This window comes from Pseudomonas sp. LAP_36, from assembly GCF_019456785.1.
In the GTDB taxonomy this organism is placed as follows: Bacteria; Pseudomonadota; Gammaproteobacteria; order Pseudomonadales; family Pseudomonadaceae; genus Aquipseudomonas; species Aquipseudomonas tritici.
In genome coordinates, this window is record NZ_JAHZMS010000006.1 from 57547 (window position 1) to 74659 (window position 17113).

Genomic DNA, 17113 nt, shown 5'->3' on the forward strand with positions numbered 1-17113 from the left:
TGGCTTGCCTGCGATAGCTATTTCACATTCAACACAAATATTTCAGGGCAGACACATGAAGATCTCCAGACAAGCCTACGCCGACATGTACGGCCCCACCGTCGGTGACAAAGTCCGCCTGGCCGACACTGACCTGTTCCTCGAAGTCGAACAGGACTTCACCGTCTACGGCGAAGAAGTCAAATTCGGCGGCGGCAAGGTCATCCGCGACGGTCAGGGTCAAAGCCAATTACTCGCCCATGAAGTCGTCGACACGCTGATCACCAACGCGCTGATCATCGACCACTGGGGCATCGTCAAGGCCGATGTCGGCCTGAAGAACGGGCGCATCCACGCCATCGGCAAAGCCGGCAACCCGGACATCCAGCCCGGCGTGACCATGGCCATCGGCGCCAGTACCGAAGTGATCGCCGGTGAGGGCATGATCCTCACCGCCGGCGGCATCGACAGCCACGTGCATTTCATCTGCCCGCAGCAGATCGAAGAAGCGCTGACCAGCGGCGTCACCACCATGATCGGCGGCGGCACGGGGCCGGCCACGGGCACAAACGCCACCACCTGCACCTCCGGCCCCTGGCACTTGGCGCGCATGCTCCAGGCCAGCGATTCGTTCCCGATGAACATCGGTTTTACCGGCAAGGGCAACGCCAGCCTGCCGGAGCCGTTGATCGAACAGGTCAAGGCCGGCGCCATCGGTTTGAAGCTGCACGAAGACTGGGGCACCACACCCGCGAGCATCGACAACTGCCTGAGCGTCGCCGACCAATACGACGTGCAGGTAGCGATCCACAGCGACACCCTCAACGAATCCGGCTTCGTTGAAACCACCCTGGCCGCGCTCAAGGGCCGCACCATCCACACCTACCACACCGAGGGTGCCGGTGGGGGGCACGCGCCGGATATCATCAAGGCCTGCGGCTTCGCCAACGTGCTCCCCAGCTCCACCAACCCGACGCGGCCGTTCACACGCAATACCATCGACGAACACCTGGACATGCTGATGGTCTGCCATCACCTGGACCCGAGCATTGCCGAAGACGTAGCCTTCGCGGAAAGCCGCATCCGCCGCGAAACCATCGCCGCCGAAGACATCCTGCACGACCTCGGCGCGTTCTCGATGATCAGCTCCGACAGCCAGGCCATGGGCCGTGTCGGCGAGGTGATCACGCGCACCTGGCAGACCGCCGACAAGATGAAACGCCAGCGCGGCGCCCTGCCTGGCGATGGCCCGGGCAACGACAATTTCCGCATCAAGCGCTACATCGCCAAGTACACCATCAACCCGGCGATCACCCACGGCGTGAGCCATATCGTCGGGTCTATCGAAGTCGGCAAATGGGCCGACCTGGTGCTGTGGCGCCCAGCTTTTTTCGGGGTCAAGCCGACACTGATCCTCAAGGGCGGCGCGATTGCCTCGAGCCTGATGGGCGACGCCAACGCCTCAATCCCGACGCCACAACCGGTGCACTACCGCCCGATGTTCGCCAGCTTCGGCAGCTCCCTGCACGCTACCAGCCTGACCTTTATCAGCCAGGCCGCCCAGGACGCCGGATTGCCCGAAGCCCTGGGCCTGAAAAAGCAGATCGCCGTGGTCAAGGGTTGCCGCTCGGTGCAGAAAACCGACCTGATCCACAACGATTACTTGCCTGACATCGAGGTCGACCCGCAGACCTATCAGGTCAAGGCCGACGGCGTACTGCTGTGGTGCGAACCGGCCGAGGTGCTGCCGATGGCGCAGCGTTACTTCCTGTTCTGAGCCCCCCATGAGCGGGTGGATAACGGAGCACAGGGTGTTGATGCGCCCCTCGCCGAGGGCGTACATGTGCGAGTGACACTCACCGTTGCCCATCATCTGCTCAGGAGAATTGGTTTTTTATCATGCCGTCGGTGTACTGATAATCCCAGCGCAGTTCGACGCCCGCCGGAATGTCTTCGGTCGCAAACGCGGCATTCAACGAAAACGCCTCGCGGGCACCGGAGCGGCTGGTTGCATACACCGCTTCGGCCCGGAAAGGCACCACTTCGACGTTATATCCCCCTTCTGCCTGGCGTATGGGTTTGCCGTCGGCGTCGTATTCAAAGTGGGTGTTCATCCTGGAAATAATGTTGTCACCCACCAGCGTGATCGGCTCGACTTCCGGTGCCTTGGTGTGGCCAACGACCATGCCAAAGGTGCTGCTTGCGTCCGCAACGAGCCCACGAGGGAGAATCGTCCCCCCGTAAACCCCGAGGATTTCACCTTTTGCAATTCGCCGATTCGCCACCACCATGGACTGGCCGATCAACCCCCGTTCACCGGGCACCTTCACATCCTCGGCGGTAAAGGTGCGCAATTGCAGCTTTTCGTCATACAGCGCCGCGACGCGCTCATAGCCTTCGAATTGGATGTAGGGTTTGATTTGCGCCGAGCTATAGCGATGGCCCTCAGCGGTTGTAACCCGACTCTCCAAGCCTCGAATGCGAATCGGCCGGCCCTGGTAATCCCTTAAAGGGTACTTGCCGTTATTGGCACGGTTATACGTGCCCAGGCGGTTGTCCAGGTTGATGAAGTGGGTTTCATGCCGCATGAAATCCAACTCGGCACGGGTGTAGGGTTTGACCTGCATTGATTCCGAAGCCAATTCGAACTCGTCGTCGGGAACGTCCGCTTTCATTCCCCCCGACAAGCCCCTGCGCTTCCAGGCACCGGCTATGTCCGGCTTGGCGACGATACCGGCGCTGACCAATACAAACGGATTCTTCGGGTCCTGGACGCGCAACACATAGTGCAGCCCATCACCGGCATCAGGCAGACTGGCGATGAAGTAAGGCTTGCCCTCGTACTCGATCTTCTCGGCCTCGGAAAGCCGCAACACCAGCGAGGGTTCGGCCAAGGTTTGAATCTCGCCATGGGGCATCAGGTATTCGGCGATTTCCTGGCGACTCAGGCGCTCCATCAAGCTCGCTTCCTCGATCGCCAGTTGCGCCTGCATGTCCTTGGCCCGGGCCTCGTAGTTGCCCTCGGACAGCGTGCCCGCATCGACCCTGTCACGCAGCTGCGCTAAACGTTCCTGGTATGGCAGGCTCTGGGCACCGAATTGCGTACGGTATTTGTGGGTCACGTAGTCCTGCCAGAACTCCCGCGACATCAAGGCCTGGAATTCCTGCGGCGACTCGTTGAGCTGGATGATCCGGTCGTAGGTGGCATCTAGCGTCGCCTGGCTGACCCCGACCATGTTGGTAAACCGTGCGATGTGCGGCTGGCCAGGCAGGTCCAGTTGCTTGGCGCCGGGCGCCTCCGGCCCCTTGAGCCCCATGCGATAGGCCAGTCGAATTTCCACCTCTTCGAGCAGGTCGATCTGGCGTTGCTTCTGGCTGGCGGACAAGCCCTTTGCGTTGTTGATGCGCGCCTTGCGTGCCTCGATATCGGCCAGGGCGGTTTTTTCCACTTCGTCCAGGCGCAACAGGCCCCTGGACAACTTGATCAGCGCCGCCCCCTGGGTTTCATCGGTCGCCAAGGCGCGTGCCCGATACACCATGGCCCTGATTTCCAGGTTGCTGAACGACAAGGCCGCACGATCACAACACGCAGCGCGCCCGGCCCAGTCGAACATCTCCTGGCGCAGTGCATGGGATTCAGCCGTGTTCTCGGTGATGGTATCGATCACCTCCCACACCCGCTGTTGCAGCTCATCGCCGTCACCCTCGGGCCTGATCAGGTCGTCGAGCATCTGGAAAAATCCATCCGAACCTTCTTGCTCGCGCAACGCCAGCCACTGCTGCTGGCGCGCCGCGATTTGCTCGGCGGACAGCCCACGGGTCCAACGCTGGATCCGTGCATCCACGGTCGGCGCCATACGGAAACTTGCGCCCGAGGTCCTGGCAGTCATCACCAATAAGTTGATGTCACTACCTTGCGTGATCCCGGCCTCGTGCAGGCGCTCGCTATAGGTGTTCACGCGCGCCAACGTCTCGGCAGTGAAGGCGTTATCGGTGACATTGGTGATGTTGTTGAGGCGTGCCGATTGCGCCAACTGATCGTCCGGTGGCGCGATCACCGAGTCGGGAATGTTGGTGAGCCTATTACTGCGCAGGTTGATCTTATCCAGCGCCGGTTGCGCCCCCAGGCCGGTGGGCCAGGTGTCAATGCCGGTAGCGTCCAGACTCAGGGAGCGCATATCGGTTATCAAGCTGAAATCCGGGGTCAGGCCCAGTGGATTGTTGTCCATCCATAACGCACGCAGCGTGGTGCGCTGCGCCAGGATCTGCGCGCTCTCAGGGGTCAGGCGGATCAGGTTTTTCTGCAGGAACAACCGCGTCAACCCATGCATCTCGCCCAAGGCCGGCGGCAGTTCGCGAAGGCGGTTGTTGGACAGGTCCAACCAGCGCACGCCGCGAAAGCGCGACAGGAACTGCTCAGGAGAAACGGTCAGGTTCATGTTGTTCAGCTTCAGCGACCCCACATGACCGAAATCGGCTTCCAGCTCCGGCAGGGCCGGCAGGTTCAAGCCGCTGAGGTCGAGCTCCAGGCCGATGGGGGTGCCGTCACTCGCCAGTTTCTGCGCGGTTGCCCGCCGCCAGCAGTTGAGGATACGACTCTTGGCTTCGAAACGATCGATCTGTACATCGGCGTTGAGCCGGCGTTGATAGGCCCGCACATAGGTATTGGGCGCGCGGGCATTTTCATTGGTGCCGGAAAACGCCCAACCGTTGAGTTGCTGGTTCAAGCCGATGAACTCGACTTCGCGTTGTTGCAACTGCTGCGCGGCGTCTTCCCCCAAGGCCCAGATATAGTCCCGGGCCTGGGCAATGCTGTAGTGGGGGTACATGCGCCGCACCTGGGCGATCTGCGGCGTCTCGATGGCAAATGCATCGTCGATGCCGCTGTCAGGCAGTGCCGGTTCACGTCGCTTGAGGCGGCGCCAATACTGGTCGAGTTCGGCAGCCGTCTCGAGGGAAAACGGATTGCCGAGCATCACGGTCACGCCGTTGATGCGGGCAATGCGCTCGAGGTCCTCAGCGGGCGGGTTCAAGTGCTCGGGTGGTATGTTCCTCAACCAATTGTGGCTCAGGTCCAGGCGTTGCAAGGCCGCCTGATCGCGCAGGCCCCGGGGCCACTGGGTGATGCTGGTATGGCTCAGGTCGAGGTTTTTCAAATGCGGCATGCCGCTGACATCCGGCGTGATGCCCAGCGGGTTGCCGGATAGGTCGAGGGTTTCCAACGCACGCATGCCAGCCAGTCTCTGCGCACTTTCAACGGTCAGGCACACGTTATTGGATCGCAACCATAAGTGGGTCAGGTCACCCATGGCCGTGATCGACTCAGGCAGTTCGTTGAGGCTGGCCTCGGCCATACGCAGATGCTTGAGCCGGGGGAAATTGGCCAGGAACCGCTGCCCTGAGGGTGCCCAGGCGATACGGGTCAGTTCGAGTTCGTCGACATGGCTGAAATCGGCGCTCAAGGCCGGCAGCGGCAGGCCTTCACTGCCGCTGATGTGCAGGCTGCGTCCGGTTTCCCGGCGCCAGCAGCGCTTGATCTGGTTCGCCAGGTTGCCCACATACCCTCCCCGTCGATCAAAGGCCGTGGCCGTCATTTGCGGGGCGTGGGTACGCACCCAGCTTTTGAGGTCGTGCTCAAGGCTGGCATATTCGCTTTCCAGGCGCGACAGGCTGCCACGTACATCAGGCCCCAGGTTCTGGATGAAGGCCCCTACATCGGCGTCGCCGAAGGTCGGATACAGGCGCCGTACCCGCACCTCGGGGGTGCGAAACACGTTGGTGGTCGAGGTCACCAGTTGCTGCAGACCGCGCCCGCCACCCAACAGGCGCAACGACGGATCATAGGCCGGTTTGCGGATCGGATTATCCAGCAGCACCGTGCGTAATGCCGCCCGTGGCAATGGCTTTCGCTGGATCGCAGCCTTGAGCTGGGCGCTGTCGGCGATTCCCAGGTTTTGCCGTTCGCTGGCCGACAACAATTGCCAGGCCGCCGTGTAGAAATCCCCGTGTTCATCAAGCACCAGGCTGCGCGCTGCGCCATGGTCCGGGGAGCCGATGGCATCCAGCACCTTGCCTTGGGCCGAGTGGTAGCGCAGTTCCACGCGCGTACCCCGGCGCCAGCCGGGCAGGGTTTCAAGGGTGCGCAGGGCCAGGCGCTGGCTGTCAAGATCGCTGGGGGTACCCAGCAGCACCCCCTCATAGGCGCGCGCGGCGCGGGTTTCTTGTTCGTACCAGCGTACCTGTTCGGCCAATGGCTCGGGCAAGCGTTCGCTGTCGCGAAACAACTGGCGTTCTTCAGGGCTCAAGCGCTCCAGTACCCGCGAGGCGATGGCCGACGGCAGGCTGCGATGCTCGGCAAGCAGGCGCTGCACATCGGGGTCGGCGCTACGGGTGCGAGCCGTATAGCGTTCCTCGACCAGCGCGGCCTTGATAGTTTCGGCGCTTTGCGCGAGATAGCTGCGTAGTTTGCCGGCGCGGGATGCCAGGGCGTCGGCGGACGAACCGGGCATTTCCTTTAAGACGTCAGGGTAACCTTCCAGGCTGAATAGCAACTGATCGAGGGCCTCGCCACGCGCCAGATGCGTCGGGCTGAGCACCACCACATGGCGTTTGAGGGTGCTGGCCGTCGGGTCGTCCCATAGCACCTTGCCGGCGCGGTCCATCACGCGCAGCTTCGGCGCACCGGAAAGCAGGCCACGGCGCTGCATCAGGTGCATCTGCAAAGCCACATCGGCCTTGGCGTACACCGCAGGCTCGGCACTGGCGAGTTGCTCGATAAAGCCCGTCATTTCGCGGTGGATGGCAATACGCTGCAGGCTATCGGCAAGCAATAACGGGACGGACTCATGGTCCACGTGGGCGGCGCGCAACACGTCGGTATCAATCCCGCTGCTGACTTGCGCCAACTGCACGGCATCGCTCGAATAGCCAAGGCGACGCCGTACGGTCGCGTCATCCCAGGTCAACGGTGCTTCACCTTCGTGGTGCCAGGCGCCCTCTTGGTTGTGCTCAAGCCCGGGCGCATAGGCGTCCGGCCGCGTGGGGTGCTGGATACGGTACTCGCCATTATGCGGGTCGTGCTGCACCGCATAATGCTCGCCTTCCAGCGGCAGCAGCGCCTGACCTTCATGGTGATACAGGCCCAGTTCATCGGGTCGCGCGTCGGGGGGCAGCTCGACGTTGGCCTTGTAGGGTGTCAGGTCGTTTTTCCACAGTTTCTGCTCACCGGACGGCAAGGTCACCGGCTTGAGGTTTTCGATCACCGGCGGCGGGCGCAGTACACGCCCGAGCACTGCGCCACCGCCGGCCATCAGCGCCATCTGCGCAAGATTTTCCGCGACGTCAGTGATATGCCCGACCGCGGCTTCGCGATCGCCTTCGCTCCATTCGATTGCGCCGTCAAAGGTCTCATATAGCAGTTGCCCGGCCATCACCCCTAGCATCACCTCGCCCAACACCGGCACGAACATCGACACCAGGTTCAGCCCGAACAGACCCGCCTGCTCAAGCGCGGCGATCTTGCGGGCCCGCGCACGCGCATCCACATCGGCGGTGGGTACCGCGTGCTGGCGGGCATCGGCGATCAGCTTGTCACGCAGCCGGTCGGCGTTGTGCTCCCACAGTGCGACGTTTTCTTCCCACAGGCCGCGCTTTGAAATCACCCGGATGTAGAAATTCGGGTCCTTGATCGGCTCCCGGGGTGCCGGCGACTTGGGCGGCAGCTCTTTGGGCGCGAGCAGGATCGACACGGTGGCCGACACAAAGGGCAGCACGTATTGGTTGATGGCCGAACCGACAGTCGACAGGATTTGAGCCTTGGTGGTGCTGCCCTCCTGGGTCAAGCGACTGTAAAATACCGGCTGGTCGGCATAGGCCAGGAACTGCGCGAAATAGCGCGGGTAGCGGCCAGGCCCCTTGCTGTCGGCGGCCATCAACTGGCGCGTCAACTCGCCTTCCAGGGCATGGGAGTTGGGGTATTTTTTCAGCGGGTGCACGGGATCATGGGGCAGGTAGACCAGTACTTCAGAGGAATACTGGTACTTGTCCACCGGCACGAACACGGTGCATCCGCTCAGGCGCAGGCCCATGATGCTCAGGTCGCTGAACCACACCGGCTTACCGCCTTGCTGCACATCGCGGTGGCCGGCGAGCACTGCTTCGATCACAGCATAATCGCCAGGGCCAATGTCCTGCTGCAGCAGGGCCAGGTAGGCCGCCGCCTGCAGCGCATCTTTTTCGGCGCGGATCACCAATGGCCGCAGCGTCGCTTCGTTGCTGTCGAAGAATGCCTTGAGATGGCGCTGGTACAGGTCGCCAATGTCGACGGCGCGACAGAACCGCAGCAAGCGTTCTACAGACATCGAGGAGGTGACTGCTGCGCTGTTGTCCGCATCGCCGACGCGTAAGCCCGATGAGCTGTCAAAGGCACCCTCCACGCACTCGCGCTCTTCAAAGTTGTGCAAGGCGGCCTGCAGCAGGGTGAGCTTGAGCACGGAATATTCACCGATCTTGATTTCCAGCGCGCCCAGGGCAATCGGTTTGCGCAGGTGCAGCCAGGTGGTGTCCAGATCCAGTTCGATGTTGAACGTTTTCTTGAGCCGTTCGGCCAGTATGGGTTTGGCGAACGCCTCGACCGTCTGCAACGGCGCCATGGCCTGGTCCAAGGCATTTTGCGATTCGGCGCTGGCCTCGTTGTAGCGCTTGAGCTGCTGGCGCTGGTCGTCCGGAAGGCTTACGAGCCACTCCAGGGGCTGGGTGGAGGCGCTCTTGAACGCCTCGCGAGTGGGTGCGGCGGCCTTGATCAACCACTGCGGCGTGTTCTGTTTGATCAGCGCATATTCAGCCGTGAGCGGCTCGGTCTGGGCGGCCGGGGGGGTGCCTGCGGGCATGGTGTCTCTCCAGTTAATGTAAGAGTCACAGCACACCACGCCCGCAGGCAGGTTCAGCGGTAGATAGCTATCAGGCGCCGGTCTCGCGGCGGGACAGCTCGATCAGTTTCTGATTGCGCTGGGTGGACAGCTCGATTTCAAGCGCGTTGGCAGCCTCGCCGTAGGCTTCGTCGATCTGCTCGTGAGCGGCCTCAAGGCTGCTGCGCCGGCGCGTGGTGATCTGGCTCAGGGTGTTGAACTCATCGGGGTATCGCTCCGTCAGGTACTGCACCCAGTAGTCGCGGCTGATCAGGTCCTCGTAGAACGCATCGGTGCCCTCCAGGCGCAGTATTTCGGCCCGGGCTTCATTGAGCAGCTCGCCAGCAATTGGCCGCCCATACGACATGTGGCGGGGTTGAGCGGGCAACACCAGGCCATCCGGCCAGCCGTCAGTCAGGCCTATGCGGTACTCCAGGCGCCTCTCTGCCATATCCACAGAGCCCTCGGTAGTCGCCAACGCCTCGACCTTGCCCAGGCGAAACAGCTGGCGCGACAGGTTCAACAGCGCCTGGCCCTTCAAGTCCAGACGTTCGGGGTCCAGGCCGAGCAACGCATTGTATTCATACACCTTGACCTCAATGCCGCTGAACGTGAGGATGCGCCCGTCGATACAGGTGCCGTGGGTGTTGGCCATGGCGAACAGGATCTCCCGCAACTGGCTGTTGCCGGCGGCGGCGCTTACCACGTCCCACACCCGTCGCGTCAGGTCGGCGCGGGCCACGCGAAACTCCAGGGTGTCCTGCAACCGCGCAAGCAGGTGGAAGAAGGCCTGGTTATCTGGCTCGGCGTGCAACTGCTCCCACAGCTCGATGTGGCCCTGTACGGCGTCGGGGTCGATATTTTCCAGCCATGCGGCGCGTTGTGGCGACTCACCCTGGGCCTCGACGATATCTTCGTCTTCCTCTACGCCACTGTTGCCATTGGCGTCTTCGGTATCGCTGTCCAGATCGTGCAGCAGTTGCTCGATATCGCTACGCGTAAGCCCCAGCGCGCGATCGCGCCGACCAGCCACCAAGTAGTCGCGCAGGCGCTCAAGGCTGTCGAGGGACAAACTCACGTTGTCGGACAGGTCGACCCCATCGAGCAACGTATCGTGCTGACCATTGAGCGCATGATCGGGGATCAACGAGATTTCATTGTCACTGAGGTTCAGGCTGCGCAGGTTCGGGGCGGTCAACACGCCGTCTGGCCACTGCACCAGGCGGTTGTTGCGCAGGTCCAGGGTGTGCAGCGTGTGCAGGTTGTCGACACTGAAGGTTTCCAAGTTGTTGTAGCTCAGGTCCAGCCATTGCAACTGGGTCAGGTTTGCCAATGTGCGATACAAAGGCTCGGGGTCGGCGAGGCTGTTGCTACCCAGTTCCAGGCGTTCCAACTGGCTCATCGCACCCACCGGCGCGGGCAGCAGTTGCAAGCCGTTGCCGCTGAGTTCCAACACGTGCAGTTGGGGGAACGCGCTCAAGAAGCCGTTGGAACCCAGCTCGGTGACGCGCACACCGCTGAGGTCCAGGGTGCCAACGTGGGCAAGTGATACCGGCAGTGGTGGCAAGTCGCCGAGTTGCAACCCGTTGAGGGTCAACACGCTATCGGCCTCGCGACTCCAGGCCAGGATGCCGTCGCGCCAGCAGGCCATGATGCGCCGCGCCGCCATGCCACGACTTTGTGCCGACAGGATCCAGTTGCCCCCGCGAGTCCAATCGATGCCCCGGGTTTCGCGCAGGTACATCCAGCCATTCAAGCGCCGCGTCAGGTCTTCGAAGTCACGGTTCCAGGCATCGACACGCTGATGCAGTAGGGCATCGCCAACCCCATCCTCGCGCAACTTGGCCAGCCACTGCGCGGCGCCATCCTCGTCGAGCGCCGGGCACAGACGATGCAGCCGCTGCTCCAGGGATGCGCCTTGGATTTCGGCAGGCAGCAACGGCAACAAGTGTCGGGCAATGGCTCCCCCGCTCTCCGCAGGAGGGAAATGATCGGGCACCTGATTCTCGGCAAACCGTTGCAAGGTACCTTCGGGCAAGCCACGCGCTTGCTCTACCCGGTGCATGGCCGTCTTCAGCGCGGTGTGCGCCTCGGGTGTCAGCGGCGTATCGGTAAGGTTGGCGTTGAGCAGCACGCGGTCCTGGGCCAGGGCCGAGGCTGGTACGCGGGTGAGCTGGCTGCTGCGCAAATCCAGCCAGGTGAGCTGCGACAGGTGTTCGACGCCGGTCGGCCAGGCTGTCAGTGTGGTTCCCCGCAGACTCAGTGATTGCAAACGCTCCAGGCCGCGCACATCCAAGCTGTGCAGTGGGTTGTTACGCAAGTTGAGGTGTTCAAGGGCTGGTAAATCGCGGGTTTCAAACGGCAGTTGCGTCAGGGCGCTGCCGCTGAGGTCGAGCATCTGCACCGATGGAAACGCCCGGATAAACACCTGGACCTGATCCGCCGGCACCCGCAGGTTGCGCATGCGCAAGGTGCGCACATGGGTAAAGCCCGCCGCAGGCAGATGCGGCAGCGTATCCAATTGCATGTAAGGCAGGTCCAGCACCGAGGAGTCGCTCATGTGCCCGTACAACCGGTCCAGGCTCGGCTCGCCGGTGGATGAACCGTACTGGCGGTAGACGCCATTACGCCAACAGGTTCTCAGCGTGGAGGCCAGGGTGGAGCGTGCATAGCCGCCACCCTCCAGCGTCATCGAATCGCCCACCCAGGCCTCCAGCAGGCCATTGATTTCACGGCATTGCGCACTCAGCGCCTCGATCGCCGCAAACCGCGTTTCGGCGCCCGGCCATTGTTCGGCAAATCGCGTGAACAGGATGTCGGGGGACTGGGGGCCCATCTCGGTCAGGCGCTTGAGTTCGCCACGGCAGTAGTCACTGACCATTTCCTCCAGGTCCATCAAATGTTCAGCGCGGCTACTGACAAACTCATACGCCGGCTTGAACACCTCACGCGGGAACCGCGACCAGTCCAGGGACAACCCGGCAAACAGCCGTTCATGACCGTCGTAGATTCCGCCGGGCAAGGCGTCGATGGCGGTTTGGCGCAGGTTCAGGCGTTCCAGGGCCGGCAGGTCGAGCACGCCGGTCGGCCACTGCTTCATCCAGGGGTCGATGATTTCCAGGCGACGCAGGTGATTGAATGCGCTCACATCCAGCGGCGGGCTGGGCAGCGCCGGTCCGTCGAAGCGCGCCGACACCAGGCTCAGCTCCTCGATGTGGGTCAGGGTGCCGAGCCTGGACAGGATGGGCGGCGTCAGCGGCACCGAAATGCTCAGGCTGCGCAGTTGGCGCAGGTTGCGCACGTGTTCGAAAACACTGTCTAGCTGGTCAGAGCTGCCGGCCATGTGCAGTTTTTCCAGGTTGGGGAACAGGGCCAGCAAGTCATCGGCGCTGGAGGTAACCAGTTGCAGGTCGCGCACATGGGAAAAGTCGGCGCTCAACCGAGGCAGCGGCGGCAGCGAGGAGAAATGGATGATGCGCAACTGCGCGTAGCGTGGGTCTTCGCCGGCCAATGGGGCATTGCGCCAGGAGTCTTTGATGCTGTCGGCCACTGCCCTAGACCCGAAGGACGACGACTGCAGCCCTTGGGGCTGGGGACCGACCCACTGGTCGAGGCTGGCCTCCAAGCTTTGCCATTCACGCGTGCGCGCTTGCAGCAGGCCGTAGATCTGCGCATCGCTCTGCCCGGCCAGGCGCTGCTCGAGGATGAACCCGTTGGCCTGTTGCTCGGTGAGTTGGGGGTAAAGGTCCTGCACCCGCGAGACCAGTGACGGGTCGACGCCGCTGCCGCGGCCGCTGGCGAGGTAGCCCACCTGGCTGGCGCTGATACGTGTCGGCGCCTTGATGCGTTGACGGGTGGCGGCGTGGCGGTCGAGACGTGCGGCCATCTCGCCACGATGGCCCAAGGCATAGTCGATGATCGCGCGGCGCAGGTCGGCGCTCTGGCTGACCTGGGGCATGCCCAGAGCCTGGCGCGCCTCGTCGGGCAAGGCGTGCATGATCGAGGCATAGAAGTTGTCGCCATGGCGCGGCAGGCTGTTGAGGCTTTCACCACGCGCGTTGAAGGCCTGGTAGACCGGGCCGTGCTTGACCAGGTATTTGCGCTGAGGCGCGGTCTCGCTCCCGATGCCATCGAGCAGGGCCCCGCTGATGCTGCCTTCGCGCACTTCCAGGCGCAGTTGATCGGACCAGCCCGGCAGGCGTTGCAGAGCGTGCAGGGCCAGGCGCGTGCTGTCGCCGGCGGCCATGTTTTCCAGGTGCAATCCGGCGTAGGCGTGGCCCAGGCGGCCTTGGCGGGCGTACCAACGGCCTTGTTCCAGCAGCGGCAAGGGCATGCGCCCGGTGCTGTGCAGGCGTGCCAGTTGCTCAGCGTCGGCGAGTTCGATCACGTTACGCGCAGCCGGCTCGCTGAGGCCTGGGCAGAGCCGTTGCAGCTTGGCGATATCCGGGTGCGATGCGGCGTGGCCGTTGTACAGGCTTTCAAAGATTGCCGCCTGGCGGGTGCGTGCGAAGTCGGCGATCTGCTTGCGAAACTCCGTGGGTCGCTCGGCCACCACGCGCGCCGGTTCACCGCCCAACAGCGCGGTAATTTCCGTTTCATTCAGGGCGGCGAGAATCCGCGTCGGCAGCTCGCCGCTGAGCACGTCGGCGCGGCTGATGCGGATCGGTGCCTTGGCCTCGATCCCGGCAAACCACCGCTCGGAGCCGTACTTGATCGAGCGCCCGGTCAATGCACGGCTGTCGAACACTTCGAGCACGCGTCCCAGCGGCCAGCGCGGCAGTTCGGTGATAAGAGGCAAGGTGAACAGGTAGCGTCCGTTGGTCGATTGCCCGGTCCGGATCTGCTCGATGACCTGGTCCACGCCTTGGTCAGCCTCGATCAGGCGCATTGCGTCGGTCAACTCAGGCGCAGGTGACCGGTTGTCCATGTGCATGCGGCGCAGTTGGTTATCGGTGACGCCGCTGATGTCGGCGGCCTTGAGCAATTGCGCATCGGTAAACCCTTGGGTGCTGTGGCCCATGCGGCGCAGCAGGGTCAGGCGGTCCCAGGCCAGTGGCCGCTCCAGGCTATGGCGCCATGCGCCCTGGCCGTTGTGGCTGAGCAGCGGTTGATAGGCACTGGCGTCGCTGGGGTGCGCGATGCGCCAGCGTTGCACAGTGGCGTCGTAGCGCTGCTCATAGGCCTTGTCTCCCTGGCGAATGTAGGTCTTGCCGCCCTTGAAATACTGGCCCTGGGCATTCGGTGAGCCTTCAAGCAGCACCGGGCTTTCGTAGCCACGCAGGTCGGCTTTGCCCAGGCGGACCTGGCCGTCAGGCAGGCTGACCGGGTGCAGGTTTTCTATCACCGGCTCGGCCTTGGCCGCCGTCAATTTGGCCAGGGCCTTGCCGCCGGCGACCATCAATGCCAGCACCGCGAGGTTTTCCGCCACATCGATCAAATGGGCCTTAGCCGCCCGGCGGTCGCCTTCACTCCATTCGATCACACCGGTGAAGGTCTCGTGCAACAGTTGGCCGGCCATCACGACCATCATCACCTCCCCCAGCACCGGGACGAACATCGACACGGCGTTGAGCACCAGCAGGCCGATGTTGAGCAACGCACTGAATTTTTCCGAGCGCACCCGCGCATCCACATCGGCAGTGGGCACGGCGTGGCTGCGTGCGTCATTGATCAGTTTGTCGCGGTACTGTTCGAACAGGTAAGTCCACAGGTCGATGTTCTCTGCCCAGATGCCATGGCCCTTGCGCGACAGCGCCGTGGCGTCAATGTAAGGATCCAGGTTGGCGACCTTGGGCCCGGGTGGCGCTGGCGGCAATTCACGCGGGGCGACGAGCAGGATAAAGGGATTGATGCCCTTGAGCCCCTGATTGGCCAGCGGCGCATAGGGTTGCAGCGCCTCGCCCAGGGAGGCGGCAGGCGCGTTTTCAGTGAACTGGCTGAAAAAGTACGGGCGATCGGCATAGTCGACGAACTGGCTGAAAAATCGCTGATAGCCAGTGGGGTTGCCGTTGGCTTCGGCAGCGTTGTCACGGGCGGTGAAATGCTGTTTGAACGCAGCGCGCATGCCTTCGAATGTGTAGCGCTTGAGGGGGTGAAGGGGGTCGTTGGGGATATAGAGAATCAGCTCGTCCGAGTAGCGATACTGCTCACTCATCACAAATACCACGCAGCCGGTCAGGCGTTTTTTCATCATGCCCAGATCGCGGAACCACACCGGTTTGCCGCCCAGGCGCGGGTGGCGTTCACCGTTGATCACGTCCTGGATCATCCGGTAGTCAGCGGGCCGGATATCCTGCTGCAACAACGCCTGGTCCGCCGCCACGGAGAGGGCGGCTTTCTGCGCAGCAATGAAAGCCTGGCGCAGGGCCTGGTCGTCCTGCGGCTTGAGGAAGCGCTCAAGGTAGGCCTGGTAGAGCGCGCCGATATCCAGGGTGCGGCACAGGTGAATGAATTGGGGCACGGTCAACGCTGTCGTGATGGGGTCGAAAGTGCCTGGGGTCTGGGTTTCGCGCAGGAAACCGGATTGCCGATGAAAAGCGCTGGGCTTGGCTTCCGCTTCTTCGAAGTTGTGCAGCGCAGCCTGCAGCAGCGGCAGTTTCAGCACATCGAAGCGGTCGACCTCGACGGCGAACACGCCCAGCTCCACCGGCTTTTGCAGGTGCAGGTAGGTGGTGTTGACGTCCAACTGCAGGTTGAACTGATCCTGCAACGCCTTGCGCAATAGGGGTTCAGCGAACTGGTCGACGCTTTGCAGCGAGGCCACGGCCTTGTCCAGCGCGGTTTGCGCATTGAAGCTGGCAAGCACGCGGTTGTTCAGGGCCAGGCGCTGGACGGGGGTGGCGCGGGTGTACCAATCCGGCGCGGTGGTGCGGGCCTCCTTGAGGGTGGCGCGGCGTTCGGGGGTGGCGTTGATCAGCCAGTCGGGAATGCTTTGTTCGAGAAAGGGGCCGTGGATACTGGCGGACGCGGGGGGTTGCGGGTTGGGCATGGCGGATCATCCGTGACTGATGGGAAAGCCATCAGCCTAATGATCGGTGCCTGGGGACGAGGGCTAACTATGTAGGCGCGAGCCTGCGATGCAGAGCACGTTCGCGCCTACAGGTGTCAGAAGTGCTCGCGTGGGTTGAACGCGGCTTTCTGCGCCAGTTCCTGCCACAGCGCCTTCACCTCATCGTCGCTGCTCTTGGGCATTACCGCCTTGAGCTGCACGAACAGGTACCCGCGCTGCCCCGCCTTGTTCAACAGGCCATGGCCCTTGGCGCGCATGCGCTGGCCGTTCTGGCTGCCGGCGGGCACCTTGAGGTTGATCTTGCCGGTCAGTGTCGGCACGGCGACTTCCGCGCCCAGGGCCAGTTCCCACGGTGCCAGCGGCAGGTTGATGATCAGGTTTTCACCGTCCACCTCGAATTTGGGGTGCGGCGCGAACTTGATGATCAGGTACAGGTCGCCATTGGCCCCGCCGCCGATCCCCGGTGCGCCCTGCGCCTTGAGGCGGATGCGCTCACCGTCGGCCACGCCGGCGGGGATCTTCACGTTCAGGCTCTTGGTGGTATTGCTCACATGCCGGCCCGAGGCGTCGTAGTGCGGCACCTGGAAGCTGATCGGCTTGGATTCGGTCGACAGCGTCTCTTCAAGCGACACCGTGAGGTGCATCTCCACATCCTGGCCCTTGCGCCCGGCAGGACGACGCTGGCCGCCACCAAAGGCATCGCCGCGCGAGCCGAAGATGGAGCTGAAGAAGTCCGAAAAATCCTCACCGCCGCCACCACCGCCATAGCCACCACGGCTCTGCCAGCCCGGCGGGCCCTGGAATGGCTGGCCATGTTGGCCGTATTTGCGCAGCTCGTCGTATTCCGCGCGCTTATCGGCGCTTTTAAGCGCTTCATAGGCTTCGGACGCGTCCTTGAACTTGGCTTCAGCGTCTTTTTCCTTGCTCACATCCGGGTGATATTTGCGTGCAAGCTTGCGATAGGCGGCCTTGATTTCCTTGTCATCAGCACTCGGCTCGACACCCAAAATCTTGTAATAGTCTTTGAAATCCATCGGCGGTTCACCATCCTTCAATCGAGATCGCACAGCCCGGGGCACAACGTGCGCTGGTTTGCACTTGTTGAGTCTTGTGGCCTGGGGGTGCGTCAAAGTGTTATCGGCACTTGCCGTATGCAGCAGATGTGGGGGCAAATCCCCAGGATTCAAGCACGATTTAACGGATGGTCGGCCTACGCATC

At 62.8% G+C, this 17113-nt stretch carries 4 protein-coding genes; 1 reads left to right on the plus strand and 3 read right to left on the minus strand.

All coding sequences use genetic code 11. The features are described 5' to 3' along the window. Positions 1-55: 55 nt before the first annotated feature. Positions 56-1756 (plus strand): urease subunit alpha, encoded by a 1701-nt coding sequence (ureC, locus tag JBO08_RS19380; RefSeq protein ID WP_065874314.1) that lies wholly within the window; start codon positions 56-58, stop codon positions 1754-1756. Between the two features lie 100 nt (positions 1757-1856). Here ureC and JBO08_RS19385 read toward each other — a convergent pair whose 3' ends face one another. The 3 genes from JBO08_RS19385 to JBO08_RS19395 form a co-directional block, all read right to left on the minus strand. Continuing rightward, the gene (locus JBO08_RS19385; RefSeq protein WP_220074861.1) at positions 1857-8867 is read right to left on the minus strand and encodes an NEL-type E3 ubiquitin ligase domain-containing protein; all 7011 of its coding nucleotides are present in this window, start codon (positions 8865-8867) and stop codon (positions 1857-1859) included. A 70-nt stretch (positions 8868-8937) separates the two neighbouring features. Further along, positions 8938-15873: a dermonecrotic toxin domain-containing protein gene (locus tag JBO08_RS19390; protein WP_220074862.1), complete on the minus strand. Its 6936-nt coding sequence runs from the start codon at positions 15871-15873 to the stop codon at positions 8938-8940. A gap of 116 nt (positions 15874-15989) precedes the next feature. Next, entirely contained in the window at positions 15990-16928 is a 939-nt protein-coding gene (locus JBO08_RS19395) for a DnaJ C-terminal domain-containing protein (protein WP_065874317.1), read from the minus strand. Between the last annotated feature and the right edge of the window lie 185 nt (positions 16929-17113).